Consider the following 24,899-nt stretch of genomic DNA (forward strand, 5'->3'; position numbering starts at 1 on the left):
CCTAAGTCAATCGTGGCGGAATGGTACGTGAAGGGTGAGGGCGCGATGGGGCAGGGGCGGGGTTGGGAGGGCGCGGTCCTCAGACTGATGCGTGGCAAGGACTTCCGGTTCACGGTGACGGACGTCGAGGACGTCACCCCGGAGTACCGGCGGCTGCGCTTCACCGACGGCGGTCTGCTGGCCGCGACCGGAGTGCACCCCACCATGTGGGTACGGCTGTGGTTCGACAACGCGGGCAAGCCGCACCAGCGGGCCTACACCCTGGTCGACCCGGACGTCGAGGCCGGCACCTTCGGCCTGGAGTTCGCCCTGCACGAGGGGTGTGCCAGCGACTGGGCCAGGGCCGCGAAGCCGGGCGACACCATCGAGGCGACCGTCCAGGGCACCGGCTTCGAGCACCCGAGCCCCGCGCCCTCGCACGTCTTCGCCGTCGGCGACCCGGCCTCGCTTCCTGCCATCAACTCCCTCCTGGACACCCTGGGTTCCGCCCCGGCCACCGTCTGGTTCGAGGGCGGCGACGACGACCTGCCGTTCCGCACCGACCCGGCCCGGCACGAGCTGCGCAAGGTGCCGCGCCAGGACTCCGGCGCCCAGCTGGTCGACCGGGTGAAGTCGGACCTGCCCGGCCTGCTCCAGGGCGCGGAGGACCCCTACGTCTGGATCGCCTGCGACACGATGACGACCCGGGCCCTGGCCTCGTACGTCCGCAAGGAACTGGGCCTGCCCAAGCAGCGGGTGCACGCGCTGGGCTACTGGCGCGCGACGTAGGCGACGGTCGGGCCGGGCTCCGGACGCGGCCGGGCCCGCCCCGGGGGATGATCGGGGCATGGACGTCACTCTGCACCTCGCCCAGGATCCCGAGGCCGACGCGCTGCTCGGCCGCAGTCCGCTCGCCGCGCTGGTCGGCATGCTGCTGGACCAGCAGGTCCCGATGGAGTGGGCGTTCAAGGGCCCTGCGACGATCGCCCAGCGGCTCGGCAGCGACGACCTGGACGCGCACGAGATCGCCGCGCACGAGCCGGAGGCCTTCGCCGCGCTGCTCTCCCAGAAGCCGGCGGTGCACCGCTACCCGGGCTCCATGGCCAAGCGGATCCAGCAACTGTGCCAGTACCTCGTCGAGCACTACGACGGTGACGCCGAGGCCGTCTGGAAGGACGCCGGCACCGGCAAGGACCTGCTGAAGCGCCTCGCGGAACTGCCCGGCTTCGGCAAGCAGAAGGCCCAGATCTTCCTCGCCCTGCTGGGCAAGCAGCTCGGGGTGCGCCCGACAGGGTGGCGAGAGGCGGCGGGCTCCTACGGCGACCCGGACTCCTTCCGCTCGGTCGCCGACATCACCGGCCCCGAATCGCTGGTCAAGGTACGCGCCCACAAGCAGGAGATGAAGGCAGCAGCCAAGGCGGCGAAGGCCTCCGGCACGTAGGGCGGGGGCGGTTTCGTCCTGGCTTGTCCGGGGGTTGCCGGCAGGTAGGTAGGACGTGGGCGTTTCGACCCGCCCGAGTGCACCGGCACGTAGGACCCCCAGCGTCATTGGCTTGGCTCGCCCGAGGCCAGGGGCGAGCAGGGCACTGCCGTCGACGTCCTGGCTAGCCGGGGGCGACTGCACGTCGGGCGGGGGCATCCTTGGCCTGGCGCGCCCGGGGCGCCGGCCCGTAGGACGCAGGTGTCTTCGTCCTGACTCGCCCGGGGGCCACCGGCACGTCGGACCCGACCCTCAACGTCCCGACTCGCCCGAGGGCCACCGGCACGTAGAACGCGGGCGTCAATCCCTTGGCTCGCCCGAGGCCGGGGCGAGTAGGGCGCGGCCGACGCGGGCGTCAGTCGCCCGGCTCGCCGGGGGCCCCGGCACGTGGCGGGCACCCGTCGCGCGGGTGTCAGTCTCCTGGCTTGCTCCAGGTGGCGGGTGTCTCCGGCCCGATCCCAGCATGGACCATGACCGAGCCACCGAGCGGCTCCCCCTGGGACCCGGAGCACGACGCCTCCCGCGACCGCGCGCCCCGACCGCCCCAGGGCCCGGAACCCCACGTCCCCCACGGCCCGGGCCCGGACGGCCCGCACAGCCCCGGACGGCACGGTCACACCCGGCCCGCCCCACCCGGCGCCGAGAACCACGCCACGTCCCGCGCCCCCGGCCCGCCCAAAACCGGGAACCCCACCACATCCGACACTCCCGGCCCCGCGATGCCCGCACGGGGCCGGCAGGTCTTCCTCGGGATCGTCACCGTCGTCGCCGGCGTCGTCCTGATCGACTCACCCTTCGAGTCCGTCACGGTCCTCACCCTCGTCGGCGGCTGCCTGCTCGCGGTCGGACTCGTGGAGATCGTCACGGCCCTGCGCATCCGGGGCCGGCCTGGGCCGAGCGAGCGGATCTCGCAGCCGGTGGGATGAACGGCGTGGACGCGGAGGGGAATGACCTCCCGTGACCCCCGCACCGCAGCCGGTCCCCCGCCGCCCCCGCCGGCACGCCTGGCCGCGGGTGCTCGTCCTGCTGCTCGCCCTGCTCGTGCCGGGCGCACACGCCGAGGCCCACACGGGACCGACGGCCACCGTCTCCGGGGAGAGCACCACCGTCGAGTGCGACCTCCTCGACACCGCCCTGCGACCGCCGGCCAGAGGCTCCCGCCGCACCGCCGTCCCGCCCGCCCCCGCCCCGCTCCAGGGCCCCGGGCCCGCGTCCACCGCACGACATCCCGTGCCCGTACCGGCGAGCCCGCCGCACGACCCTCGCCCCCTGCGTTCCGAGGTCCTGCGCTGCTGACAGGACCGGCCCGGCCCCGGTCCGTCCGTCCCGCACGGAACCAGAACGACGAGGAACGACGAGGAACCCAGCCATGCTTCAAGACCCGTACGCGGTCCTGCGCGCCCTCCTGCGCGCGGAGGCCGCCCGCAGCGCCCCCAAGCCCCACTCCCAGCCGGCCACACGGAAGCCGCCGCAGCCCCCGAAGCGACAGGGCCCGGGACAGGCACAGGGACAAGGACAAGGCCGCGGCTGACCCACCCGCGCGGCGGAGGCGCCCCGCCGCCTCCGCCGTCCCTACCGCCCTCGCCGTCCCCCCACCTCGCCTCGCCGTCCCTACCGCCTCCGCCGTCCCGGACGCCGTGCCGTGCCGAACAGCGACCGGGTGATCTCCCGTCCGATCTGCGTCCCCACCGACCGGGCCAGCGACGTGAAGACGCCGCTTTCGACCACCCGCTCCGCCATCGACGGCTGCTCCTGCGCCCGTCCACGCCGTCCGGGCGCGGCGTCCCGCATCTCGTCGGGCCCCTTCGCCCCGCGCCCGACCTCCAGCCGCTCGTACGCCGACTCCCGGTCCACGGCCCGCGCGTACCGCTCGTACAGCGGCGACTCCGCGACGGACCGCTCCAGGGCCTCCTGCCCGAGCGGCCCCATCAGCGACTCGGGCGCCCGCAGCCGGGTCGCGGCGACCGGGGTCGGCGCGCCTTTCTCGCTCAGCACCGTCACCACCGCCTCGCCCGTCCCGAGGCCGGTCAGCACCTCTTCGAGGTCGTAGGGCGACTTCGGGAAGGTCTTCACCGTGGCGTTGAGAGCCTTCTGGTCGTCCGGGGTGAAGGCGCGCAGGGCGTGCTGTACGCGGTTGCCGAGCTGGGCGAGGACGTCGGCGGGTACGTCCTTCGGGGTCTGCGTCACGAAGAAGACCCCGACTCCTTTCGAGCGAATCAGGCGCACTGTCTGCGTGATCGACTCCACGAACGCCTCGGAGGCGTCGTCGAAGAGCAGGTGCGCCTCGTCGAGGAAGAACACCAGCCGCGGCTTGTCGGCGTCGCCCAGCTCGGGCAGATCGTGGAAGAGGTCGGCGAGCAGCCACATCAGGAAGGTCGAGAACAGCTGCGGCCGCTCCTGTACGGCGCTCAGCTCCAGGACGGAGACGACGCCCCGCCCGTCCTCGGCCGTGCGCAGCAGTTCGCCCGTGTCGAACTCCGGTTCCCCGAAGAAACCGGACGCGCCCTGCGCCTCGAAGGCGGTCAGGGACCGCAGGATCACCCCGGCCGTGGCCGCCGAGAGGCCGCCGATGGTTTTCAGCTCCGCCCGGCCCTCGTCCGAGGTCAGGAAGGTCACGACCGCCCTGAGGTCCTTCAGGTCGATCAGCTCCAGGCCCTTGCTGTCGGCGTAGTGGAAGATCAGCGCGAGGGACTGCTCCTGGGTGCGGTTCAGCCGCAGCACCTTGGCCAGCAGCACGGGGCCAAAACCGGTGACCGTGGCCCGGACGGGGATGCCGCGCCCGATGCCGCCGAGGGCGTAGTACTCGGCCGGGCAGCCGGTCGCCGTCCAGTGCTGGTGGACGTCCGCGGCCCGGCCTTCGACCCGGGCGTCCGGGCGGCCCGGCGCGGCGATCCCGGAGAGGTCGCCCTTGATGTCGGCGAGGAAGACGGGCACGCCCTGGGCGGACAGCTGCTCGGCGATGAGCTGGAGCGTCTTGGTCTTGCCGGTGCCGGTGGCGCCCGCGACCAGCCCGTGCCGGTTGAGCATCGCCAGGGGTACCCGGACCTGCGCGTCCGGCAGGCACTGCCCGTCCCACAGCAGGGCGCCCAGATGCAGGGCCGGGCCGGAGAAGGCGTAACCGGAGGCGATCCGCAGGGCTTCCCGGGGAAGGGCGGCGGCGCGTGCGGACACCTCCGGGGCGGGGGCCGACGGCATGGTCTCGCGGTCCGGCATATTCACGCCCCTGTTCCCGGTTCGTACCGCCTTGTGGGGTTTTTTTCAGCGTCGCACTACGGCGCCATGGCTGCGCCCGGAAGGTCTTGACCGGTAGGCTTTCCGTGTGATCTTCAAGCGCATCGGAAACGGCCGGCCGTACCCCGACCACGGCCGGGAAAGCACCCGGCAGTGGGCGGACGTCGCGCCGCGCCCGGTCCGCCTCGATCAGCTCGTGACGACCAAGGGTCAGCTCGATCTGGAAACGCTGCTCGCCGAGGACTCCACGTTCTACGGCGACCTCTTCGCGCACGTCGTGAAGTGGCAGGGCGACCTGTACCTGGAGGACGGACTGCACCGCGCGGTGCGGGCGGCACTCCAGCAGCGCCAGGTGCTGCACGCGCGCGTGCTCGAGCTCGACTGATCCCCGCCGGTCGCGGGTTGGCCCTTTCGGGTTCCGCTGGGCGACGTCGAATGATCATCTAGTAGGCATCGTCGCCCGGGCGCACTACGCTGCGCTCATGAGCATGCTGACTCCCCCCGGCATGGGCGGCAAGTACCGCATCACGGGCAACAAGTACCCCAAGATGCGCCGGCCCCGGCAGCGCGGCAGGCTCGTCGTCCTGACCGTCACATCCGTCGTCGTCCTCGGCCTGGGCGGGTGGGGCACGCTGCAGCTCATCGACGTCTTCACCGGCGGCGGCAGAAAGGCTTCGGCGGCCGGCGACGGGACGGACTGCGGCGTCAAGACCAAGGCGAGCCCCTCGCCCGGCGCCAAGCCCCTGCCCGAGCCGCGCACGATCACCGTCAACGTACTCAACGCCACCACCCGCGGCGGCCTGGCGAAGAAGACCGCCGACGAGCTGAAGAAGCGCGGCTTCAAGATCGGCGACGTGGGCAACGCGACCAAGCAGTACGACAAGAAGGTCAAGGGCACCGGAGTGCTGCTCGGCCCGGCCACCGCGCTCGACACCTCACTGCCCGTTCTCGGCACCCAGCTCCCGGGCGCCGAACGGCGCACCGAGGCGGCCCGCAAGGGCGCTGCCGTCGACCTCGTCATCGGGGACGGCTTCAAGGAACTGGCCAAACAGCAGGACGCCGACCGGGCCCTGACCAAGCTGGCCAGGCCCGAGCCGGCGCCGACGTCGAAGAAGGGCTGCTGAGCACGCCCCCGGGGGCGTGCCCGCAGGTGCCCGCCCCAGCAAGCTCGGCCAACCCTTCACCCGTTGGCCGAACCCCGGGTCCTACTCGGCCGCCCCGTACATCCGGTCCCCCGCGTCTCCGAGGCCCGGCACGATGTAGCCGTGCTCGTTCAGCCGCTCGTCGACCGATGCGGTCACGACCGTCACCGGCGTGCCCGCCAGCTCGCGCTCCATGATCTCGACGCCCTCCGGGGCGGCCAGCAGCACCACGGCGGTCACGTCGTCGGCGCCGCGCCGGATCAGCTCCTGGATCGCCGCGACCAGCGTGCCGCCGGTGGCGAGCATCGGGTCGAGCACGTACACCTGACGCCCCGACAGGTCCTCCGGCATGCGCGTCGCGTACGTGGAGGCCTGCAGCGTCTCCTCGTTGCGGATCATGCCGAGGAAGCCCACCTCGGCGGTCGGCAGCAGCCGGACCATGCCGTCGAGCATGCCGAGCCCGGCCCGCAGGATCGGCACCACCAGCGGACGCGGGTAGGACAGCTTGACGCCCGTGGTCCGCGCGACCGGCGTCTGGATGTCGACCTGTTCGGTGCGCACGTCACGCGTGGCCTCGTAGGCGAGGAGGGTGACCAGCTCGTCGGCGAGACGGCGGAAGGTCGCGGAGTCGGTGCGCTGGTCGCGCAACGCGGTGAGCTTGTGGGCGACCAGAGGGTGGTCGACGACGTGGAGACGCATGTCCACAACATTAACCGGGCGGGGTGCCCCCGACCGCACGGCAAGCCCGCGGTCCGGCCGTCACCCGGTGGCTGGCGTCAAACCGCCCGTCCGGGGGAACGCGGGAAGGACGGACTGGGGGTGGTGAACCTGATGCCCGACCGGGACTTCCGAGACGATCCGTCGCCGCGCACACGGACAGGGACGGGCCCGGAGCCCGACCAGACGAACGGGACCTACGAGTCCGACGCCGAGCGGCGCCGGCGTCGCGCCCGGTTCCTGCGCGATCTGGCCGAGGCCCGGGAGCTGCGCGACCGCGTTCAGCCGCGCCGCGCCAAGACGGCCCGGCTGCGGCACGCGATGCGCATGCGCACCTTCCGCTGGTAGGAAACGGCTGAGGAAACCTCCGGCAAAGATCACGAACCGCGCGGAGGTTGTCGCGGTTGACCGTGCGTGGAACGGGGCAAATCCGCGTACGATCCGCAGGTGGCGGCAACGGGCGTGCGAGCAGAAGTGCCGGACACAGGGAGTCGAAGACGTCCCCTGAACGCCTTGTTTCTGCCACGATTCCGAGTGGGTGGGGCTCGGACGAGCACTCCCCACCCGTAACCTCCGCCGGGGGGACCCCCAACCGGCACACCTATGACCAGTGGGAGAGTCACGGTGTACTTCGCCGCACTGCTCGCGCGCACCGAAGACGGGTGGGAAGCGAGCGACACGGAGCTCGACGATGTGGAAACCCTGTCGGATCTGGCCGACCTGGCCCGTGAAGCCTCCCCCGACGAGGACACGGTGCTCGTGCTCATCGAGCAGGAGGACGCCTGGTTCGGCGTGGTCCGCGTGGACGGCGAGGAGGACCCTCGCATCTACGTCTCGGACGCCGCCGCCGCTGCCCGCAGCAGCTACGGCGAGATCCTGCTCACCGACGAGCTGCTCGGTCGTGACCCGGACGACGGGGACGTCCTCGACGCCCTCGACCTCGACGGCACCGAGGACGGTGAGTCCGACGAGGACGAGGACGACGATGACGCCGAGGACGGTGCCGGGGCCGCCGGCTCCGCCGAGTCCGTGCCGCACGGCCCGGTCGGCGACGCCCTGATCCTGGACGACCTCGGCGTGAGCGAGAAGGAACTGCGCCTGATGTCGACGGACGCCGTCACCGAGATCGCCGAGTCCCTGGGCGCCTCGGAGACCCTGGAGACCGTCCGCTGACCGGTCGTGCCACGCCGGCACCGCCGGACCCGGTCCGGGACCCCTGGCGTCACGCGATGCGACTCGCCCTGGACGAGGCCGCCGAGGCCGTCCGGGGCGGGGACGTCCCCGTCGGCGCCCTCGTCCTGGCCCCGGACGGCACGACCGTGCTCGCGGCCGGGCACAACGAGCGCGAGGCCGGCGGCGACCCGACGGCCCACGCCGAGCTCCTCGCCCTGCGGCGGGCCGCGGCCGCCCTCGGCGAGTGGCGGCTCGCCGGCTGCACCCTCGTGGTGACGCTGGAGCCCTGCACGATGTGCGCGGGCGCGATCCAGCAGTCCCGCCTCGACCGGCTCGTCTACGGTGCCCGCGACGAGAAGGCCGGCGCGGCCGGCTCCCTCTGGGATCTCGTCCGCGACCGGCGGCTCAACCACCGGCCCGAGGTGATCGAGGGCGTGCTCGCCGAGGAGTGCGCCGGGCTGCTCACGGCGTTCTTCCGCGACCGTTGAACCGCGCCGAATACCGATTTCAAAGCACGTGGCACCTTGCTGTAAGGTCTCCCTCGGTAGCGTGTCCGAGCGGCCGAAGGAGCTCGCCTCGAAAGCGAGTGTGGCGCAAGTCACCGAGGGTTCAAATCCCTCCGCTACCGCTTGAGAAGGGCCTCGTCGTCAGACGGGGCCCTTCGTGCGATCAGCCCCTTCGTGTGATCGGTCCTTCGTGCGATCATGTGCGCTGTTTGGGACACCAGTGACAGGGGAGGCCGCGATGGCGGTGAACGCGAAGAAGGTCGCCGTCTACGCCCTCGTGGTCTTCGCGCTGTACGTGATCATCACGGACCCGCAGACGGCGGCCGACTACGTCCTTATAGGGTTCCAGGGCATTTCGGACGCCGCCAGGGCCCTCGGCGACTTCGCCACGTGGGTCGCCAAGGGAGGAAAGTGATGATCCGCCACCTGGTTCTCTTCAAGCTCAACGAGGGTGTCGAGCGCGATGACCCCCGGGTCGTGAAGGGCGTCGAGGCCTTCCGCGCGCTCGAGGGCACGATCCCCGAGATCCGCTTCTGGGAGCTCGGCTGGAACGTCAGCGACCGCCCCATCGCCTACGACTTCGCCATCAACTCGGCCTTCGACGACGCGGACGCGCTGCGGCGGTACGTGGAGCACCCGGATCACCAGGCGGGTGTCGCGCTGTGGCGGGAGTTCGCCACGTGGGTGATCGCGGACTACGACTTCTGAGACCGGTTCCGAGTCGGCCGCTTCGGGCCCCCTGTCGCTTCGACAGGGGGCTCTTCTGTTACATGAGTTGATTTGTGCGGCTTTCATCCCTCAACACGTAGTTATGGGGTGCTTGCACACAGTGCACATGTCTTGTGATGCTATGACCGCTTTTGATGGAAGAGTCGACGGATGAGTTGACGATGACGAGGTGGAGTTGACCGTGCTGGCCAGTACCGCACCTCAGGCACCGTCCCACCAGCCACCGGCCCCGCACCCACCGTCTCCCCAGGCACCGTCTCCCCAGGCCGCGCCCGCCCAGACAGCGCCCGCTCAGGCCGCGCCCCCGGAAACCGCTCCGGCCGCGCCCCAGCGGAGCAGCCGTGGTGCCGACACCCGGGCGCTCACACAGGTGCTCTTCGCGCAGCTCAAGGACCTCCAGCCGGGCACCCCGGAGCACGACCGCGTACGCGGGGCGCTCATCGAGGCCAACCTCCCGCTCGTGCGCTACGCGGCCGCCCGGTTCCGCTCCCGCAACGAGCCGATGGAGGACGTCGTCCAGGTCGGCACCATCGGGTTGATCAACGCCATCGACCGCTTCGACCCGGACCGGGGGGTGCAGTTCCCGACGTTCGCGATGCCCACGGTCGTCGGCGAGATCAAGCGGTACTTCCGCGACAACGTCCGCACCGTCCATGTGCCGCGCCGGCTGCACGAACTGTGGGTACAGGTCAACAGTGCGACGGAGGACCTGACGACCTCCTTCGGGCGGACCCCGACCACCGCGGAGATCGCCGAGCGGCTGCGCATCACCGAGGACGAGGTGCTGTCCTGCATCGAGGCCGGGCGGTCGTACCACGCGACCTCCCTGGAGGCCGCACAGGAGGGCGACGGGATGCCGGGACTGCTGGACCGGCTCGGCTACGAGGATCCCGCGCTGGACGGCGTGGAGCACCGGGATCTCGTACGGCACCTGCTCGTCCAGTTGCCCGAGCGGGAGCAACGGATCCTTCTCCTGCGGTACTACAGCAATCTCACGCAGTCCCAGATCTCCGCGGAACTCGGCGTCTCGCAGATGCACGTGTCGCGGCTACTCGCGCGTAGCTTCCAGAGGTTGCGGTCTGCGAACCGCATCGACGCGTAACCGCAAACGCGAGCGAGAGGTCACCGTGGGGAGGGAATCGCTCATCAGGGCGGTTGCCGACGGTTAAGAGCCGAAAAGCCGTCAGACCCCTTGTTTGCAGGGCGTATTCGTGTCTCAGATGTCGACATGTCACTACAGCGTGTTGCCGACATGTGACATTCTGCGGGAAGCGCGTTTGCCGGAGCTTCGGCTCCGGTATTCAGGTGAAGGCTGCGTTCCTCCGACGGGGACGTTCGCCGCGACCGTCCGCGACCCAAAGGGGGTGGCATGTCCGCAGAACAGGGCAGCTCGAAGGTGCTCACGCTCGCGGAGAGCGAGACAGCTCCCCATGCTCTCGACTCACTCGGCTCCATCGATGACGTACCGGCCCTCCCGGCCGAGCCCGTCCCGGTCCTTCCGACTGCGGGCGCCATCGACACCCGCACCCTGTCCCGCTCCCTGTTCCTGCGGCTGGCCGCGCTCGACGAGGACAGCCCCGAGCGTGCGTACGTCCGTGACACGCTGATCGAGCTCAACCTCCCGCTGGTGCGGTACGCCGCCGCGCGGTTCCGGTCCCGCAACGAGCCGATGGAGGACATCGTCCAGGTCGGCACGATCGGGCTGATCAAGGCGATCGACCGGTTCGACTGCGAACGGGGCGTTGAGTTCCCGACGTTCGCGATGCCGACGGTGGTCGGGGAGATCAAGCGGTTCTTCCGGGACACCTCGTGGTCGGTGCGGGTGCCGCGCCGGCTGCAGGAGCTGCGGCTCGCTCTGACCAAGGCCAGTGACGAGCTCTCGCAGAAGCTGGACCGGTCGCCGACGGTGACCGAACTCGCCGCTGTGCTCGGGGTGTCCGAGGAGGACGTCGTCGACGGGTTGGCGGTGGGGAACGCCTACACGGCGTCCTCGCTGGACTCGCCCGCGCCGGAGGACGACGGTGGCGAGGGGTCCCTGGCGGACCGGCTGGGGTACGAGGACACCGCGCTGGAGGGCGTGGAGTACCGGGAGTCCCTGAAGCCGCTGCTGGCGAAGCTGCCGCCGCGTGAACGGCGGATCATCATGCTCCGCTTCTTCGCGAACATGACGCAGTCGCAGATCGGCGAGGAGGTCGGCATCTCGCAGATGCACGTCTCCCGGCTGTTGACCCGGACGCTGTCACAGCTCCGGGAAGGGCTGATCTCGGACTGACGAAGGGCTGGGCTGGGCGCGGCCGTTGGGGCCGCGCCGTATGCCTGTGGCTGCTTCGGTGGGGGCGGGTGCGCGTGCCTGCGCCTTTCGCCGGGTGGGGTCGGGGCCGTGTCGGGGGGTGTCCGTCCTCGGAACGGCGCGATGGGGTGTCATACCGACTGACTGTTCGTTGACGCGCCAACCAGCTGCGGGCGGACACCCCCCGACACGTCCCCTTGCGTACGACGGCGGGTGCGGGTGCGTCGTGGCTTCCCGCCCTAGATGCGGGCAATCGTGCCGCCAAGGGCGGCACGGGTGGGCGCAGCGGTAGCCCGCTTCGCCGGGTTGCGGGCCCACCCGGCCTCAGCGGGAACGCCGGGCACCTGGAAACCGGCAGCTCCATGCGCCGGCCAGGCGTCCGCCGTAAGAGTTACGACAGCGCCAGCCAGGCCACCGCCGCGATGATCGCCACGGCGGCGACGACGCCGAGGATGAGACCGATGCGCGGACCGCTGTTGGAAGGTGCCGCCGCCTGACGGCCCTGCGGGGCCTCGTCGACGAACGCGCGGAACATCTGGGTGCTGCCGGCGGGGTCGTGATTGCCCTGCGGGGCCTGGTTGTTAGCCATGGCCCGAGACCCTAGCGAAAACGGCGGGGCTCCCCAAGTGGGGGTTGGGGTTCCGTTTGGGCTCGACCGACCCGTAGTGCCGGGCTCGCCACCAGTACATTTACTTCCGCAATACTTGCCTTTGCCAAGTTTTTATGGCTGTACCCCTCTCTTTTATTTGCCTGCAGCAACCAACAGCTCCTATGGTTGCCCTAAGCAACGAAAGCGGGAGGGGTCATGGCCGAAAGGGCGCAGTACGAAGAGCTGGTCCGCCAGTTCAGCGCCTTCGGCGCCGTGAAGCGGGAGCTCGGGCGGATCATGCCCGCCGAGTGCCCCGGCGGGTCGGCGGCGGTTCTGACCCTGCTGGGCCGCCACGGCGACATGCGCATGAGCAAGCTCGCCGAGCTGCTGGCGGTGGACATGTCGGTCACCAGTCGCCATGTCGCGCACGTCGTGGCCCGGGGCTGGATCGAGCGCTCCCCCGACCCTGCGGACAAACGCTCACGCATCCTGCGCCTCACACCCGCGGGCCACGCACAGCTCGACGAGCTGTCCCGGCGGACCACCGAGGTCCTCGCCGAACGTCTGAGCGACTGGACCGACGAGGAGGTCGGCCAGCTCACCGACCTGATGGCGCGGCTGCGGCAGAGCTTCGACTGCCGGGCCGGCGCCAGGGCGGCACCGCCCGCTTTCGACCAGACCACCCGTACACCCGCAAGCACGTAAGAAAAGGAAGCCCATGGCAACGACCACACCAGCCGGTGTGCGGGCTCATGCCAAGCACGGGGGAGGCTCCCACGGCTCCTCCGGCGACGGCGCTCCGATGACGCACCGGCAGATCATGGAAGCCCTCACCGGCCTCCTGCTCGGCATGTTCGTCGCGATCCTGTCGTCGACGATCGTCTCCAACGCCCTGCCCCGGATCATCAGCGACCTCGGCGGCGGCCAGAGCGCCTACACCTGGGTCGTGACCGCGTCCCTGCTGACGATGACCGCGTCCACCCCGCTGTGGGGCAAGCTCGCCGACCTGTTCTCCAAGAAGCTGCTGATCCAGTTCGCCCTGGTCATCTTCGTGCTGGGTTCGGCGGCGGCCGGCATGTCCCAGAACCCGGGCATGCTCATCACCTTCCGCGCGGTCCAGGGCATCGGCATGGGCGGTCTGTCCGCGCTGGCCCAGATCATCATGGCGGCGATGATCTCGCCGCGTGAGCGCGGCCGGTACAACGGCTACCTCGGCGCCACCTTCGCCACCGCCATGGTCGGCGGCCCGCTGGTCGGCGGTGTCATCACCGACACCGACTGGCTCGGCTGGCGCTGGTGCTTCTACGTCGGTGTGCCCTTCGCCGTGATCGCCCTGATCGTGCTGCAGAAGACCCTGCACCTGCCCGTCATCAAGCGGAAGGTCAAGGTCGACTGGGCCGGCGCCCTCTTCATCACCGCGGCCGTCTGCCTGCTGCTGGTCTGGGTCACCTTCGCCGGTGACAAGTACGACTGGGTGTCCTGGCAGACGTACGCGATGGTCGGCGGTTCGCTGGCGCTGCTGGCGCTGTTCGTCCTCGTCGAGGCGAAGGCGAGCGAGCCGATCATCCCGCTGCGGCTGTTCCGCAACCGCACCATCACGCTGGCCTCGCTGGCCTCGCTCTTCGTCGGTGTCGCGATGTTCGCCGGGACCGTCTTCTTCAGCCAGTACTTCCAGCTGGCCCGGGACAAGACGCCGACGATGTCCGGCGTCATGACGATCCCGATGATCGCGGGCCTGTTCATCTCCTCCACCGTCTCCGGCCAGGTCATCACCCGGACCGGGCGCTGGAAGGGCTGGCTGATCGGCGGCGGTGTGCTGGTGACCGCGGGTCTCGGCCTGCTGGGCACGATCCGCTACGACACCGAGTACTGGCACATAGCGATCTTCATGGCGCTGCTGGGTCTCGGCATCGGCATGATGATGCAGAACCTGGTGCTGTGCACGCAGAACCAGGTGGAGCCCAAGGACCTGGGTGCCGCCAGCTCCACGGTGACCTTCTTCCGGTCCCTCGGCGGTGCGATGGGTGTCTCCGCCCTCGGCGCGGTCCTGGCCACCCGGATCACCGACTACGTCAAGGACGGCCTGACCGACCTCGGCCCGAAGGGCGCGGCCCTCGGCCACGCCGGGACGGGCGAGGGCAACATCCCCGACCTGGGCGCGATGCCCGCGCCGATCCGCACCGTCGTGGAGAGCGCCTACGGCCACGGTGTCGCGGACGTGTTCCTCTACTCGGCCCCGATGGCGCTGCTCGCGCTGCTGGTGGCGCTGTTCATCAAGGAGGTCCCGTTGAAGACGAAGGGCGGGCTGGCGCAGGCCGCCGACACGGAGACGCCGGCTGTGGTTCCGGCCGAAGTGGCCGTCGAGGCCGCCGAGGCCGAGAAGGCCGTGCCGAGCTGGGCCGTGGCCGAGACCGAGACCGAGACCGCCGACGGGACCGGGCCCGAGGGGACGCAGCGGCTCGCCGCCGTCGCCACGGCGGTGCGTGCCGAGGAGGCCTCCGGTGGTGTTCCGGTCCGCGGTTTCGTCCGCGGGAACGAGTCCGCGCCCGTGCCGCAGGCCGCCGTCACGCTGATCTCGCTGGCCGGGCGCCAGCTGGGCCGGTCCGTGGCGCAGGCCGACGGCTCGTACGCGGTGGACGCCCCGGGCTCCGGTTCGTACGTCCTGATCGCCTCCGCCGACGGCTTCCAGCCGCAGGCCTCCACGGTCGTGGTGAACGGCGAGCCGGTCGCCTACGACATCCTGCTCAGCGGCACCAGCGGGCTGTCCGGCCTGGTGCGCGCCGCCGAGGGCGGACAGCCCGTCAAGGACGCCATGGTCATCGTGACGGATGTGCGCGGCGACCTGCTGGCCAGCGGGATCACCGGTGAGCAGGGCGACTTCTCCTTCGCCGAGCTGGTGCCGGGGGCGGTGACCGTCGCGGTGAACGCCGCCGGGTACCGGCCGCGCGCGCTGCCCGTCGAGGTGGGCGGCACCGGGGTCACCCGGGTCGAGATCGACCTGGACTCGGGCGCCCGCGTCCAGGGTGTCGTCCGCGCCCCGCACGGCCCGCTGGCCGACGCCCGGGTGACGCTGGTCGACCAGGCGGGCAATGTCGTCGGCTCGGCCACGACCGGGACGGACGGGGCGTACGCCTTCACCGACCTGGACGGCGGCGAGTACACCGTCATCGCCACGGGCTACCCGCCGGTGGCCACCGCCCTGACGGTCACGGGCGCCGGCACCGACGCCCACGACATCGAACTCGCCCACCCCGGCGAGTAGTACGGACCCCGGCCCGTGACAGGTGGGCGCGCTCTGAGCGGAGGTGCGCCCCCTGTCGCGGGCCGGTTTCTTTCTGAGGAGTAGCTGAGATGGGACTGACCGCGAGGATCCGTACCCGGGACGGATGGGCCGTGTCGCACGCGGTCGTCACGGTGGCGGACATGACCGGTGCGCAGGTGCTGCGGGCCGAGGCCGACGCGGAGGGCGCCGTACGGGACGCGACGCCGATGGAGCCGGGGGCGTACACCGTCATCGTCATGGCCGTCGGGTACGCGCCCGCGGCCTCCAGTGTGATCGTCACGGCGAGCGGGCGGGCCGAGGTCGGCACGGTGACGCTGGCCCGGCAGGGCGGCACCGAGTTGCCGCCGCCCGGCCCGTGGACCGTCGACCCGGTGCACTCCAGCGTGGCCGCCGTGGCCCAGCACCTGGGCATCTCCAGCGTGCACGGCCGGTTCACGGAGTTCTCCGGCTCGATCGAGATCGCCCCGGACGACGTCACCAAGTCGCGTGTGGAGGCGGTGATCCGGGCCGCGTCCGTCGACACCGGCAACGGCATGCGCGACGGGCACCTGAAGTCGCCGGACTTCCTGGACGTCGAGCGGTTCCCGGAGATCACCTTCCGGTCGACGGGGCTCACGGCGACCGGGTCCGACCGGTGGACCGTCCACGGCGAGCTGGGTATGCACGGGGTCGTCCGGGCCGTGGACCTGGATCTGGCCTACCTCGGCACGGGTCCGGACCCGTGGGGCGGCACCCGCGCGGCGTTCCGCGCGACGACCGAACTGCACCGCGAGGACTTCGCGATGAACTACAACCAGGTCCTGCAGGCCGGCATCGCCGCCGTCGGCACGACGCTCAAGGTGGAGCTGGACATCCAGGCCGTGCAGGGCGAGTCACTTCCGGCGGCGTGAGTCCGGGGCGGACACCCTCGCCACCACCTGGCCGCACAGGTCCCGGAGCTTGACGTTCCGGTCCTGTGAGACCCGGCGCAGCCGCTCCAGCGCGATCCGCGCGTCGATCCGCTCCCGGGCCATCAGGATGCCGACCGCCTGGTCGATGACGCTGCGGGAGAGCAGCGCGGTGCGCACATCGGCCGCCGACTGGCGCCGGCGCTCGATCCGCAGCGCCACGTCGATCGCGTCCCCGGCCCGGGCCGCGAAGGCACGGGCCGCGTCCCGGCCCGTGCCCAGCGCCCCGGTCCGCACCCCGTAGAAGTTGAGCGCGGCGCCGCTCTCGCCCTCGACGGCGATCGGCACCGCCAGCACACAGCGCACGCCCGCGGAGAGCGCGTACTGCGTGTACGACGCCCAGCGGGGCTCCTCGGTGAGATCCGGGGCGTACTGCTCCTCACCGGTCTCGGCCGCGTCGACGCAGGGCCCCGAGCCGTTCTCGTACTGGCGCAGGTCCAGGCCGCTGGGCAGGCCCTCACTGCCGGCCAGGGTGAGCAGCCGGTCGGCGCGGCGCACGGTGATGCTGCACGCGTCCGCGCCGGGCACCTCCTGCACCGCGCGGTCGGTCAGATCGCGCAGCAGGGTGTCGAGACCGCTGCTGCGCACCATCGCCTGGTCCAGCGTGTCGGACGTCTCGGAGCTCATGACCGTACGTGTATCCCGCCGCCACCCGAACACGCCCCTTCGTCGTCCACCTCACCTCAGGGGGCGTGGGGAGCCCCGACGATCCGGCGGGCGAGGTCGCGCAGTTTCACGTTCTCCCGCTGGGAGGCCCGCACCAGGCTCTCGAAGGCGGCGGCCGCGTCGATGCCCTGGCGCTCCATGAGGATGCCGGTGGCCTGGCCGATGAGGTCCCGGGTGTGCATGGCCTCGGTGAGCTGCTCGCGCACGGTCGCGGAGTCCAGGGCGATGCCGACGTGCGCGCTGAACAGCCGGCCGATGCGTGTGGCGTCCTCGTCGAAGGCGCCCGGCTTGCGTGCGTAGGCCGTGAGCACGGTCAGCCTGCGTCGGTCGGCGCGCAGCCGCAGCGACAGCGCGGAGCGCAGTCCGAGGGCCGCCAGCACGTCCCAGCCGTCGTCCGCCTCGCTGTCCGTTATCCGCGCCACCGGGCTGTTCCACAACTGGTCCCACAGCCCGTGCTGTTCGCGGCCGGTGTGCCGGGACTCGGCGGAGCGCACGATCTCGTCGGTCCAGACGAGCGTGCGGAGCTTGTTGCCGCGCTCGATCACGGAGATGCCGGCGTGTTCGGCCCCCGGCATGAGATGGACCGCTAGCCGCACCGCCGTGCGCAGGGCGCTGTGGGGTGTGAGGGTCTCGTGCAGTTGCTGAGAAGCCACCGTGAGGGCCTCGGCCAGCTCGACGCCAGCCGGAAAACGGGGCAAATCAGGAAACTCGGACGCAGCCACCACGAACCTCTTCGGCATGCACGGCCAATGGCCGTGCGCAGGAGAGCTCCGCAGCACATTCCCGACTGCGAGCACAGGACGAACAGCACTCTAACTGCTCGGTTGCCTCCAAGTGACGTCCGGCCGACGCCGCCACGGGGCGCTTCCACCACCCGCCTCCCGCATGGTGGAATGGCGCCACGGGTCAGGAAGCGGCCTTACCGGAATCCGGACGAACGTCTGCCAGGTGAGTGCCGTGACCTTCTTCACGAATCCCACAGAACCGCGCGACCTCCCCGGTCGCGTCCACCTCACCATGCCCGCCGAGATCGACTTCTGTAACGCGGCGGAGCTGCTGCCGCTCGTCATGTCCGCGGCCCGGGCCCGCGGCGATCGGCTGGAGGTCCTCGTCCTCGACCTGACCACGACCTCCTTCATGGACTCCCAGGGCATCCGCCTCATCAACGACGTACGGCACCGGCTGCGCCCCGGGACCCGGGTGCGCCTGGTGGCCCGCCCGGAGGGGATCACGAGCCGCGTCCTGGAGCTGACCGGCCTGCGCCGGGATGTCCCCGTGTACGACAACCTCGCCGAAGCCCTGGCGTCGTAGGCTGCCGCTCATGGCACCGAACATCGCGACGAACACCCGCGTCTCCCTGGACGAGTTGCTCGACTTCGTACGCCCCCGGCACCACGCGATCCTGCTGACCCGCAGGGGCGACGGCGGCCCCCAGGGCTCCCCGCTGACCTGCGGTGTCGACGACTCGGGCCGGATCGTGGTCTCCACCTACCCGGAGCGCGCCAAGACCCGCAACGCCAAGCGGGACCCGCGCGTGAGCCTGCTCGTGCTCAGCGACGACTGGAACGGCCCCTGGGTCCAGATCGACGGCACGGCCGAGGTCATCGACGCCCCCGAATCCGTCGAACCGCTCGTGGAGTACTACCGGAACATCGCCGGGGAGCACCCCGACTGGAACGAGTACCGCTCGGCCATGCTCAAGCAGGGCAAGTCGATCATCCGGGTCACGCCGGAGCGGTGGGGTCCGGTGGCGACCGGGGGTTTCCCGGGGCGGCTGGTGGAAGGGGAGTAGCTCAGCCCTCCCCGGGGGCTTCCGTCTACCCGGAGGCTTCCGTCTACCCGGGGGCTTCCGTCTACCCGGAGGCTTCCGTCTCCCGGGGGGCTTCTCCCTCGCGGGCGACCATCGCCTCGATGCCCGCGATCAGCAGCTCCAGCGCGAACTCGAAGTCGCGCTCCAGCATCTCGGCGACCGTGTCGCCGCCGCGCGCCGCCATGATCTCCTGGGACTCCCGCAGGACCTCGGCGGCCTGCGGGGCGGCGGTGACGGCGCTCAGGGCCTGCTGGAAGTACTCGTCCACGCTCATGCCGCCGGCCGCGGCCCGGGAGGCGAGGTGGCCCTCCAGGGTGCCGTAGCCGTACACGAACTGGAAGACGGCCGAGATCGTGCTCGTCAGGCGTTTCGGGGGCATCCCTGTCCTGCGGACGACGCGCTGGACGACCCGGGAGAACGCCAGGCTGTTGGGGCCGATGTTGAGGAAGACCCCGACCAGCGCGGACACCCAGGGGTGCCGCACCAGCAGCGTCCGGTACTCCCGGGCCAGCGCCCGCACCTGGTCCCGCCAGTCCTCACCGGCGTCCGGATCGGGTAGCCGCATCTCGCCCATGACCTGGTCCAGGGAGAGTTCGAGCAGGTCGTCCTTGGTGTCGACGTACCAGTAGAGGGACATCGCCGTGACGTTCAGCTCGCCGGCGAGCCGCCGCATGGAGAACTTGGCCAGCCCCTCGGCGTCCAGCAGCCGCACGGTGACGTCGATGATGCGCGCCCGGTCCAGCCCCGAGGGCTGCCCTCCACCGCGCCGCCGGTGCGCCTTGCCCTCCAGCCAGACGCTGGACCGCGGCTGACCCTGCCGGGCGGCTTCCGCCATGGCGCACCTTCCTCGACCTATCGCTGCCGATCATGCTAGGCGCCCGGCAGGGGCGCGGGGAACTGCGCGATCAACCACAGCGGACCCGCACGCGCACGACGACCGCGTACCCCGAGCTCCTAGGCGGACTCTGCCCGCTCAGCCCGCCGAAGCAACGCCGCCGCGACCAAACCGCCGGCCAGCACAGCGACGGCCCCGACCAGCTGGCTGGTTTCCAGCCCGGAGGCGAACGCCTCGGAGATACGCGCCTTCTCCTCGGCGGAGCCCGCCGCGGCCAACGCCGCCGGCAACGACGCCGCCGACACGGCGACCAGCGAGGCGAACCGCGCGTTGAGCACGGCACCGAGGACCGCCACACCGAGGCCGTTGCCGAACTCCGCGAGCGTCCCGTTGATCCCCGCTCCCACACCCGCCTTCTCCGGCGGTATCGCGCTCATGATCGCGTTGGCCATGGCCGGCATGGACAGCGCCACCCCCGCGCCCATCACGACCAGGCCGAGCAGCATCCCGCCGTACCCGTGTCCGCCGAGCAGCGCGATCGCCGCCAGCCCCGCCGACACCAGGGTCATGCCGAGTGCGATGGCCGCCGGTGTGCCGGCCTTGAGCACCAGCTTCGCCCCGACCCCCGTGAAGTTGAGCGCGACGACGGTCAGCGCCAGCGGCGCCGTCCGCAGCCCGGCGTCCAGTGGCTCGTAGCCGAGTACGAACTGGAGGTGCTGCGTGAGCAGGAACAGCGAGCCGGTCATGCCGAACGCCACGAGGATCGCGCCCGCGACCGCACCCACGAACTTCTGGTTGCGGAAGAAGTGCATGTCCAGCATCGGATGCTCGGTGCGCAGCTCCCACAGCACGAACAGGCCGAGCACGACCACGCCGATCAGCGCGGAGACCAGCACCCGCGCGGAGCTCCAGCCGTGCTCGGGCCCGGTGATGATCGCGTACACGACGGCCGTCATGCCGATGGTCGACAGCACCGCACCGACCAGGTCGGGCCGAGCGCCCGCCTTGTGCCGGGACTCCGGCACCAGCGCGGCCACCGCGACCAGGCCGAGCACGACGACCGGGATGTTGATCAGGAAGATCGCGCCCCACCAGAAGTGGTTCAGCATCACACCGCCGATCAGCGGCCCGGCCGCGAATCCGAGCGAACTGACCGTCGACCACAGTGCGATGGCCTTCACCCGCTCCTGGTCGTCGAAGATCTGCACGACGACGGCGAGGGTCGTGGTCATCAGCAGCGCACCGCCGACGCCCATGCCCGCACGGGCGGCGATCAGCTGGGCCGGGCTCTGGGACAGTCCGGCCGCCAGCGAGCCCACGCCGAAGATCGCGAGGCCCGACATCAGCATCAGCTTGCGGCCGTAGCGGTCGGCGGAGTTGCCCGCGGTGAGCAGCAGGCCGGACTGGACCAGCGAATAGGCGTTCATCATCCACTGGACGTCGGCGGTCGTGGCGTCCATCTCGCGGGTGAGCGAGGGGATCGCCACGTTCAGGATCGTGTTGTCGAGCAGCACGGTGAGCTGCGCGAGGCAGATGACACCGAGGATCAGCCAGCGCTGGGGGTGGCCGCCCGGTGCGGTGTGCGGCGGGGCCTTTTCCTGGGGGGACGTCGTCATGATGTACACCGTAGAACAGCTCCTATACGGCGTACAACAGAGTTTCGGCGGAGACGGTGAAGGGCGGTGGCTTTCGGCCACCGCCCTTCACCGTCCGGTCAGGCGCCGGACGTGTCACCTGCTCGTCCGGTCAGGGGACGTGTCAGCTGCTCGCCTTCTGGGTGAGGTCGTAGAAGGTGCTCGAACCGACCGTGACCTTCTTGAAGTTGGCCTCGACCCAGGAGGTGATCCGGGAGGAGGTGCCGTCGCTGCTGCCGCCCATGCCACCGGCCGTACGGCCGCCCATGCCGCCGGAGGCGATGAAGTAGTGGATCTTTCCGTCCGCCACGTACTTCTTGAACTGGGCCAGGGTCGGGGACGGGTCCGTGCCGTTGAAGCCGCCGATGGCCATCACCGGGTCGCCGGTGGACAGCTGGTAACTCGCCGCGTTCTGGGCGCCGATGGCCGCCGCGGCCCAGGTGTACTGGTCGGCGTCGGTCTCCAGCAGCTTCTTGGCCTCGGTGCTGACGCTGGCGCCGTTGAGCAGGCCGCCGACGCCGCCACCGCCGCCGCCGCCCATGCCACCGGCCGTACGGCCGCCGTCGCCGTTCTGCTGGTTCTGGCCCTGGCCCTGGCCCTGCTGGTTCTGGCCCTGCTGGTTCTGGCCTTGCTGGTTCTGGCCCTGCTGGTTCTGGCCGCCGCCCGGGAAACCGCCGCCGGGGAAACCGTTGCCCTGCTGGCCCTGGGCGTTGCCGTTGCCGTTCTGCTGGTTCTGGCCCCCGCCCGGGAAACCGCCACCTCCGGGGCCGCCGCCACCTCCGGGGCCGCCGCGACCGCCCGCGACCGCCGGGCCCGCCGTGACGATGGAGCCGGTGTGCGCCTCGTTCACGGTGGTGAGGGTGTACGCCGCCGGGCCGGCCAGTGCGGCGACGAGGCCCAGTCCGGCCACTCCCAGGGCCAGCCGGCGTCCCAGCCGACCGGCGAAGATCAGGCCGAGGGCCGCCGTCAGACCGCCGACGAGAACGAGCCACTTGAGCCAGGGCAGGTAGTCGGAGGAGCGGTTGAGCAGGACGTATCCCCAAGCGGCCGTCGCCGTCATCGCGGTGGCCAGGGTCAGCGAGGCCCACGCCTTGTCGCGCTTCTCCCAGAGCAGCGCCGCGCCCATGCCGACCAGTGGGGCGATGTAGGGGGCGAGGGCCACCGTGTAGTACTCGTGGAAGATGCCCTGCATATAGCTGAAGACCAGCATGGTCGTGAGCAGCGCGCCGCCCCAGACGAGGAACGAACCGCGTGTCACCGACGTGCGCTTCGCCTTGCGTGTGGCCACCAGGCCGGCGGCGAGCAGGATCAGCGCGGCCGGGATCAGCCAGGAGATCTGGCCGCCGATGGAGGAGCTGAACAGCCGGTCCCAGCCGGTCTCGCCCCAGTTGCCGCCGCCGTTCCCGCCGCCACCGCCGCCTCCGACGCTGCCGGTCTCGTCGCCGTTGAGGCGCCCCAGGCCGTTGTAGCCGAAGGTCAGTTCAAGGAAGCTGTTGTTCTGCGAGCCGCCGATGTACGGGCGGGAGGACGCGGGCCACAGCTCGACGATCGCGACCCACCAGCCGCCGGAGACGACGATCGCGGCGAGACCCGCGGCGAGCTGCCCGATCCGCTTCTTCACCGTCACCGGGGCGCAGACGCCGTACACGAGGGCGAGCGGCGGCAGGATCAGGAAGGCCTGGAGCGTCTTGGCGAGGAAGGCGAAGCCGATCGCGGCACCGGCCCACAGCAGCCACTTCGTACGGCTGTCCTCCAGGGCGCGGATGACGAAGTAGCAGGCCGCCGCCATCAGCAGCGCCAGCATCGCGTCGGGGTTGTTGAAGCGGAACATCAGCGCCGCGACGGGGGTGAGCGCGAGCACGGCACCCGCGATCAGTCCGGCCGCGGGGCTGAACCGGCGGCGCACGGTCGCGTACACGACGGCCACCGTGCCGACGCCCATGAGGACTTCGGGCGCGAGGATCGCCCAGGAGCTGAGGCCGAGGAGTCGCACGGAGAGGGCCATGGGCCACAGGGCGGCCGGGGGCTTGTCGACGGTGATGGCGTTCGCCGCGTCGAGCGAGCCGAAGAAGAACGCCTTCCAGGACTGGCTGCCGGCCTGTACGGCCGCCGAGTAGAAGGAGTTGGCGTAGCCGGAGGCGCTCAGGTTGTACAGGTAGAGCACGGCCGTCGCCAGCAGCAGGGCGAGAAAGGCCGGGCGGGCCCAGCGGGGGTCCTCGGGCCAGCCCTGCCGAAGGCGCTGCGGGAAGGGCCTCTCGGGGGCGCCGGAGGCGTGGGCCGGCGCGGGTGACGGGGGCCGGAGCCGGCTGTCGGGGCTCGTGTTTCTGCCGGTGGTCGGCTGGTCGAAGTGGACGGTCATCGCAAGTCCCTCGAATCGGTGTCGTGCGGGCGCACCGGCTGCGGTTGCACGGTGGCGTCCGGCCAGGTGCCGTCCGCGGCTTCACCGGCGCGGAACCGGGTGGTGTCGTAGGGGGTGGTGTCGTGCCGGGCGGCCTCGTACGGGGCGGTGTCGTGCCGGGCGGCCTCGTACGGGGTGCTCTCGTACGGGGCGGTGTCGTACGGGGTGCTCTCGTACCGGGCGGTCTCATACGGGACGGGGTCGTACCGGGCGGTCTCGTACAGGGGCGGCACCGGCGAGTCGTCCTCGCGCCGGTCCGGGAACACCCACGCCCGGAAGAGCAGGAAGCGCAGCACGGTCGCCGCCAGATTGGCCGCGATGAGGACGGCCAGTTCGGTGGAGTGCGCGGGCTCGGAGGTCGCCGCGTTCAGTGCCGCGAGCGAGCCGCTGGTCAGGGCGAGCCCGATGCCGAAGACGACCAGGCCCTGCGCCTGGTGCCGTACGGCCCCGCCGCGCCCGCGCACCCCGAAGGTGAGCCGCCGGTTGGCCGCAGTGTTGGCGACCGCCGAGACCAGCAGGGCGAGGGCGTTGGCGACCTGGGAGCCGGTGAAGGTCCGGAAGCCGCTGTAGAGCAGCAGGTAGAAGAGGGTGGACAGGGCGCCGACCACGCAGAACCCGACGAGTTGGCGGGCCAGCCCCGTCGGTACGTCCTTTATGTCACGGTCGCGCGGGTCGTCGCCGAACGGCCGGACGATCCGGTCCAGCGGCAACGAGCCGGTGGCCAGGGCTCTGCCGACCCGCCACACGCCCTTGAGGTCGTCCGTCGCGGTCTTGACGATGTGCACGGTCGAGTCGGGGTCGTCGACCCAGTCGACCGGCACCTCGTGGATGCGCAGCCCCGCGCGCTCGGCGAGCACCAGCATCTCGGTGTCGAAGAACCAGCCGGTGTCCTCGACCAGAGGCAGCAGCACCTGCGCCACGTCCCGGCGGATCGCCTTGAAGCCGCACTGGGCGTCCGAGAACCGCGCCTGGAGCGAGCCGCGCAGGATGAGGTTGTAGGCCCGGCTGACGAACTCCCGCTTGGGGCCGCGCACCACCCGCGAACTGCGGGCCAGCCGGGAGCCGATCGCGAGGTCCGAGTGACCGGAGATCAGCGGCGCCACCAGCGGGAGCAGGGCGTTGAGGTCGGTGGACAGGTCCACGTCCATGTAGGCGAGGACCGGGGCGTCCGAGGCCGACCAGACGGCCCGCAGGGCCCGGCCGCGTCCCTTCTGCTCCAGGCGGAAGGTGGTGACCTCGGGGATCTCCGCCGCCAGCCGCCCTGCCACCTGCGGGGTGGTGTCCGTGGAGGCGTTGTCCGCGATCGTGATGCGGAACGCGTACGGGAACGTCCGGGCGAGATGCTCGTGCAGTCTGCGGACGCACGGCTGGAGGTCCTTCTCCTCGTTGTAGACGGGGATCACTACGTCCAGGACAGGCGTACCGGCTGGTGCGGCCGGGAGGTGCTCCCGCGCCGGCAGGGTGCCGGGAGAAGAGTCGGTTCGCATGGA

General features: G+C 71.2%; 26 protein-coding genes, 1 tRNA gene and 1 pseudogene. 19 read left to right on the forward strand and 9 right to left on the reverse strand.

The annotated features are described in order from the left end of the window. Positions 1-45: 45 nt before the first annotated feature. The 4 genes and pseudogenes from CEB94_RS19545 to CEB94_RS19560 all read left to right on the forward strand — a co-directional run bounded on the left by CEB94_RS19545 (position 46) and on the right by CEB94_RS19560 (position 2,755). Positions 46-768 (forward strand): siderophore-interacting protein, encoded by a 723-nt coding sequence (locus tag CEB94_RS19545; RefSeq protein ID WP_175437070.1) that lies wholly within the window; start codon positions 46-48, stop codon positions 766-768. 58 nt (positions 769-826) lie between these two features. Beyond that, on the forward strand, positions 827-1,420 hold the full coding sequence (locus CEB94_RS19550; RefSeq protein WP_175433459.1) for an HhH-GPD-type base excision DNA repair protein: 594 nt from the start codon (positions 827-829) through the stop codon (positions 1,418-1,420). Positions 1,421-2,172: 752 nt separating this feature from the next. Continuing rightward, a pseudogene (locus tag CEB94_RS40970) lies at positions 2,173-2,385 on the forward strand (DUF308 domain-containing protein); the annotation flags it as partial. 31 nt (positions 2,386-2,416) lie between these two features. Further along, complete coding sequence (locus CEB94_RS19560) at positions 2,417-2,755, forward strand: hypothetical protein (RefSeq protein WP_246111848.1); 339 nt, start codon at positions 2,417-2,419, stop codon at positions 2,753-2,755. 315 nt (positions 2,756-3,070) lie between these two features. Here the strand turns inward: CEB94_RS19560 and CEB94_RS19565 are convergent, their stop codons facing one another. Continuing rightward, positions 3,071-4,672: a helicase HerA-like domain-containing protein gene (locus tag CEB94_RS19565; protein WP_175433460.1), complete on the reverse strand. Its 1,602-nt coding sequence runs from the start codon at positions 4,670-4,672 to the stop codon at positions 3,071-3,073. A gap of 106 nt (positions 4,673-4,778) precedes the next feature. Here CEB94_RS19565 and CEB94_RS19570 point away from each other — a divergent pair, with 106 nt between their 5' ends. Both CEB94_RS19570 and CEB94_RS19575 read left to right on the forward strand, forming a co-directional pair. Then, a complete protein-coding gene (locus CEB94_RS19570) occupies positions 4,779-5,075 on the forward strand; it encodes a type II toxin-antitoxin system VapB family antitoxin (protein WP_003999914.1) in 297 nt (98 codons plus the stop codon). 121 nt (positions 5,076-5,196) lie between these two features. Further along, positions 5,197-5,814 (forward strand): LytR C-terminal domain-containing protein, encoded by a 618-nt coding sequence (locus CEB94_RS19575; RefSeq protein ID WP_175437073.1) that lies wholly within the window; start codon positions 5,197-5,199, stop codon positions 5,812-5,814. An 81-nt stretch (positions 5,815-5,895) separates the two neighbouring features. On the opposite strand, the gene upp is transcribed toward CEB94_RS19575, so the two are convergent. Then, complete coding sequence (upp, locus tag CEB94_RS19580; protein WP_175433461.1) at positions 5,896-6,531, reverse strand: uracil phosphoribosyltransferase; 636 nt, start codon at positions 6,529-6,531, stop codon at positions 5,896-5,898. Positions 6,532-6,663: 132 nt separating this feature from the next. On the opposite strand from upp, the gene CEB94_RS19585 reads away from it, so the two are divergent. From CEB94_RS19585 to CEB94_RS19620, 8 genes are all read left to right on the forward strand, one after another. Next, positions 6,664-6,897, forward strand: coding sequence for a hypothetical protein (locus CEB94_RS19585; protein ID WP_175437074.1), 234 nt, complete (start codon positions 6,664-6,666; stop codon positions 6,895-6,897). Positions 6,898-7,173: 276 nt separating this feature from the next. After that, positions 7,174-7,722 carry a tRNA adenosine deaminase-associated protein gene (locus tag CEB94_RS19590; RefSeq protein WP_175437075.1) on the forward strand — a complete coding sequence of 183 codons (549 nt, stop codon included), beginning with the start codon at positions 7,174-7,176 and terminating at the stop codon, positions 7,720-7,722. Positions 7,723-7,778: 56 nt separating this feature from the next. Beyond that, positions 7,779-8,210, forward strand: a complete 432-nt coding sequence (gene tadA, locus CEB94_RS19595) for a tRNA adenosine(34) deaminase TadA (protein ID WP_175433462.1) — start codon at positions 7,779-7,781, stop codon at positions 8,208-8,210. Positions 8,211-8,265: 55 nt separating this feature from the next. After that, a tRNA-Ser gene (locus CEB94_RS19600) sits at positions 8,266-8,350 on the forward strand. 116 nt (positions 8,351-8,466) lie between these two features. Continuing rightward, entirely contained in the window at positions 8,467-8,643 is a 177-nt protein-coding gene (locus CEB94_RS19605) for a hypothetical protein (protein WP_175433463.1), read from the forward strand. Continuing rightward, positions 8,643-8,936 (forward strand): Dabb family protein, encoded by a 294-nt coding sequence (locus tag CEB94_RS19610; protein ID WP_175433464.1) that lies wholly within the window; start codon positions 8,643-8,645, stop codon positions 8,934-8,936. The genes CEB94_RS19605 and CEB94_RS19610 overlap by 1 nt, the downstream gene beginning before the upstream one ends. 190 nt (positions 8,937-9,126) lie before the next feature. After that, positions 9,127-10,059, forward strand: a complete 933-nt coding sequence (locus CEB94_RS19615; protein ID WP_381109628.1) for an RNA polymerase sigma factor SigF — start codon at positions 9,127-9,129, stop codon at positions 10,057-10,059. 267 nt (positions 10,060-10,326) lie between these two features. Further along, the gene (locus CEB94_RS19620) at positions 10,327-11,229 is read left to right on the forward strand and encodes an RNA polymerase sigma factor SigF (RefSeq protein WP_175433465.1); all 903 of its coding nucleotides are present in this window, start codon (positions 10,327-10,329) and stop codon (positions 11,227-11,229) included. A gap of 409 nt (positions 11,230-11,638) precedes the next feature. Here the strand turns inward: CEB94_RS19620 and CEB94_RS19625 are convergent, their stop codons facing one another. Continuing rightward, positions 11,639-11,836: a hypothetical protein gene (locus CEB94_RS19625; protein WP_175433466.1), complete on the reverse strand. Its 198-nt coding sequence runs from the start codon at positions 11,834-11,836 to the stop codon at positions 11,639-11,641. Between the two features lie 216 nt (positions 11,837-12,052). Here CEB94_RS19625 and CEB94_RS19630 point away from each other — a divergent pair, with 216 nt between their 5' ends. From CEB94_RS19630 to CEB94_RS19640, 3 genes are all read left to right on the forward strand, one after another. Beyond that, the gene (locus CEB94_RS19630) at positions 12,053-12,541 is read left to right on the forward strand and encodes a MarR family winged helix-turn-helix transcriptional regulator (RefSeq protein ID WP_175433467.1); all 489 of its coding nucleotides are present in this window, start codon (positions 12,053-12,055) and stop codon (positions 12,539-12,541) included. A gap of 97 nt (positions 12,542-12,638) precedes the next feature. Continuing rightward, positions 12,639-15,098: an MFS transporter gene (locus CEB94_RS19635; protein WP_484422087.1), complete on the forward strand. Its 2,460-nt coding sequence runs from the start codon at positions 12,639-12,641 to the stop codon at positions 15,096-15,098. 89 nt (positions 15,099-15,187) lie between these two features. Continuing rightward, on the forward strand, positions 15,188-16,009 hold the full coding sequence (locus CEB94_RS19640; protein WP_175433469.1) for a YceI family protein: 822 nt from the start codon (positions 15,188-15,190) through the stop codon (positions 16,007-16,009). Here CEB94_RS19640 and CEB94_RS19645 read toward each other — a convergent pair. Both CEB94_RS19645 and CEB94_RS19650 read right to left on the reverse strand, forming a co-directional pair. Next, positions 15,992-16,693: a GAF and ANTAR domain-containing protein gene (locus CEB94_RS19645; protein ID WP_175433470.1), complete on the reverse strand. Its 702-nt coding sequence runs from the start codon at positions 16,691-16,693 to the stop codon at positions 15,992-15,994. The genes CEB94_RS19640 and CEB94_RS19645 overlap by 18 nt on opposite strands. A gap of 56 nt (positions 16,694-16,749) precedes the next feature. Next, a complete protein-coding gene (locus CEB94_RS19650; protein WP_175433471.1) occupies positions 16,750-17,472 on the reverse strand; it encodes a GAF and ANTAR domain-containing protein in 723 nt (240 codons plus the stop codon). Between the two features lie 277 nt (positions 17,473-17,749). Between CEB94_RS19650 and CEB94_RS19655 the strand changes: the two genes are divergently transcribed. Continuing rightward, positions 17,750-18,043 (forward strand): STAS domain-containing protein, encoded by a 294-nt coding sequence (locus CEB94_RS19655; RefSeq protein WP_246112170.1) that lies wholly within the window; start codon positions 17,750-17,752, stop codon positions 18,041-18,043. Positions 18,044-18,053: 10 nt separating this feature from the next. Continuing rightward, a complete protein-coding gene (locus CEB94_RS19660; RefSeq protein ID WP_175433473.1) occupies positions 18,054-18,524 on the forward strand; it encodes a PPOX class F420-dependent oxidoreductase in 471 nt (156 codons plus the stop codon). A gap of 61 nt (positions 18,525-18,585) precedes the next feature. Here the strand turns inward: CEB94_RS19660 and CEB94_RS19665 are convergent, their stop codons facing one another. The 4 genes from CEB94_RS19665 to CEB94_RS19680 form a co-directional block, all read right to left on the reverse strand. After that, a complete protein-coding gene (locus CEB94_RS19665; protein ID WP_175433474.1) occupies positions 18,586-19,377 on the reverse strand; it encodes a TetR/AcrR family transcriptional regulator in 792 nt (263 codons plus the stop codon). A gap of 119 nt (positions 19,378-19,496) precedes the next feature. Continuing rightward, the gene (locus CEB94_RS19670; protein ID WP_175433475.1) at positions 19,497-20,993 is read right to left on the reverse strand and encodes an MFS transporter; all 1,497 of its coding nucleotides are present in this window, start codon (positions 20,991-20,993) and stop codon (positions 19,497-19,499) included. Positions 20,994-21,135: 142 nt separating this feature from the next. Continuing rightward, positions 21,136-23,370 carry a glycosyltransferase family 39 protein gene (locus tag CEB94_RS19675; RefSeq protein ID WP_175433476.1) on the reverse strand — a complete coding sequence of 745 codons (2,235 nt, stop codon included), beginning with the start codon at positions 23,368-23,370 and terminating at the stop codon, positions 21,136-21,138. Then, complete coding sequence (locus CEB94_RS19680; RefSeq protein WP_175433477.1) at positions 23,367-24,896, reverse strand: bifunctional glycosyltransferase family 2/GtrA family protein; 1,530 nt, start codon at positions 24,894-24,896, stop codon at positions 23,367-23,369. Before CEB94_RS19680 ends, CEB94_RS19675 begins: the two co-directional genes overlap by 4 nt. Between the last annotated feature and the right edge of the window lie 3 nt (positions 24,897-24,899).

The organism is Streptomyces hawaiiensis (assembly GCF_004803895.1).
Taxonomy (GTDB): Bacteria; Actinomycetota; Actinomycetes; order Streptomycetales; family Streptomycetaceae; genus Streptomyces; species Streptomyces hawaiiensis.

Bases quoted from the DNA above. Each gene is read 5' to 3' on its own strand.
- CEB94_RS19545 (WP_175437070.1), top strand. From the start codon at position 46: ATGGGGCAGGGGCGGGGTTGGGAGGGCGCGGTCCTCAGACTGATGCGT.
- CEB94_RS19550 (WP_175433459.1), top strand. From the start codon at position 827: ATGGACGTCACTCTGCACCTCGCCCAGGATCCCGAGGCCGACGCGCTG.
- CEB94_RS19565 (WP_175433460.1), bottom strand. From the start codon at position 4,672: ATGCCGGACCGCGAGACCATGCCGTCGGCCCCCGCCCCGGAGGTGTCC.
- CEB94_RS19575 (WP_175437073.1), top strand. From the start codon at position 5,197: ATGGGCGGCAAGTACCGCATCACGGGCAACAAGTACCCCAAGATGCGC.
- upp (WP_175433461.1), bottom strand. From the start codon at position 6,531: ATGCGTCTCCACGTCGTCGACCACCCTCTGGTCGCCCACAAGCTCACC.
- CEB94_RS19585 (WP_175437074.1), top strand. From the start codon at position 6,664: ATGCCCGACCGGGACTTCCGAGACGATCCGTCGCCGCGCACACGGACA.
- tadA (WP_175433462.1), top strand. From the start codon at position 7,779: ATGCGACTCGCCCTGGACGAGGCCGCCGAGGCCGTCCGGGGCGGGGAC.
- CEB94_RS19605 (WP_175433463.1), top strand. From the start codon at position 8,467: ATGGCGGTGAACGCGAAGAAGGTCGCCGTCTACGCCCTCGTGGTCTTC.
- CEB94_RS19610 (WP_175433464.1), top strand. From the start codon at position 8,643: ATGATCCGCCACCTGGTTCTCTTCAAGCTCAACGAGGGTGTCGAGCGC.
- CEB94_RS19620 (WP_175433465.1), top strand. From the start codon at position 10,327: ATGTCCGCAGAACAGGGCAGCTCGAAGGTGCTCACGCTCGCGGAGAGC.
- CEB94_RS19625 (WP_175433466.1), bottom strand. From the start codon at position 11,836: ATGGCTAACAACCAGGCCCCGCAGGGCAATCACGACCCCGCCGGCAGC.
- CEB94_RS19630 (WP_175433467.1), top strand. From the start codon at position 12,053: ATGGCCGAAAGGGCGCAGTACGAAGAGCTGGTCCGCCAGTTCAGCGCC.
- CEB94_RS19635 (WP_484422087.1), top strand. From the start codon at position 12,639: ATGACGCACCGGCAGATCATGGAAGCCCTCACCGGCCTCCTGCTCGGC.
- CEB94_RS19640 (WP_175433469.1), top strand. From the start codon at position 15,188: ATGGGACTGACCGCGAGGATCCGTACCCGGGACGGATGGGCCGTGTCG.
- CEB94_RS19645 (WP_175433470.1), bottom strand. From the start codon at position 16,693: ATGAGCTCCGAGACGTCCGACACGCTGGACCAGGCGATGGTGCGCAGC.
- CEB94_RS19650 (WP_175433471.1), bottom strand. From the start codon at position 17,472: ATGCCGAAGAGGTTCGTGGTGGCTGCGTCCGAGTTTCCTGATTTGCCC.
- CEB94_RS19655 (WP_246112170.1), top strand. From the start codon at position 17,750: ATGCCCGCCGAGATCGACTTCTGTAACGCGGCGGAGCTGCTGCCGCTC.
- CEB94_RS19660 (WP_175433473.1), top strand. From the start codon at position 18,054: ATGGCACCGAACATCGCGACGAACACCCGCGTCTCCCTGGACGAGTTG.
- CEB94_RS19665 (WP_175433474.1), bottom strand. From the start codon at position 19,377: ATGGCGGAAGCCGCCCGGCAGGGTCAGCCGCGGTCCAGCGTCTGGCTG.
- CEB94_RS19670 (WP_175433475.1), bottom strand. From the start codon at position 20,993: ATGACGACGTCCCCCCAGGAAAAGGCCCCGCCGCACACCGCACCGGGC.
- CEB94_RS19675 (WP_175433476.1), bottom strand. From the start codon at position 23,370: ATGACCGTCCACTTCGACCAGCCGACCACCGGCAGAAACACGAGCCCC.
- CEB94_RS19680 (WP_175433477.1), bottom strand. From the start codon at position 24,896: ATGCGAACCGACTCTTCTCCCGGCACCCTGCCGGCGCGGGAGCACCTC.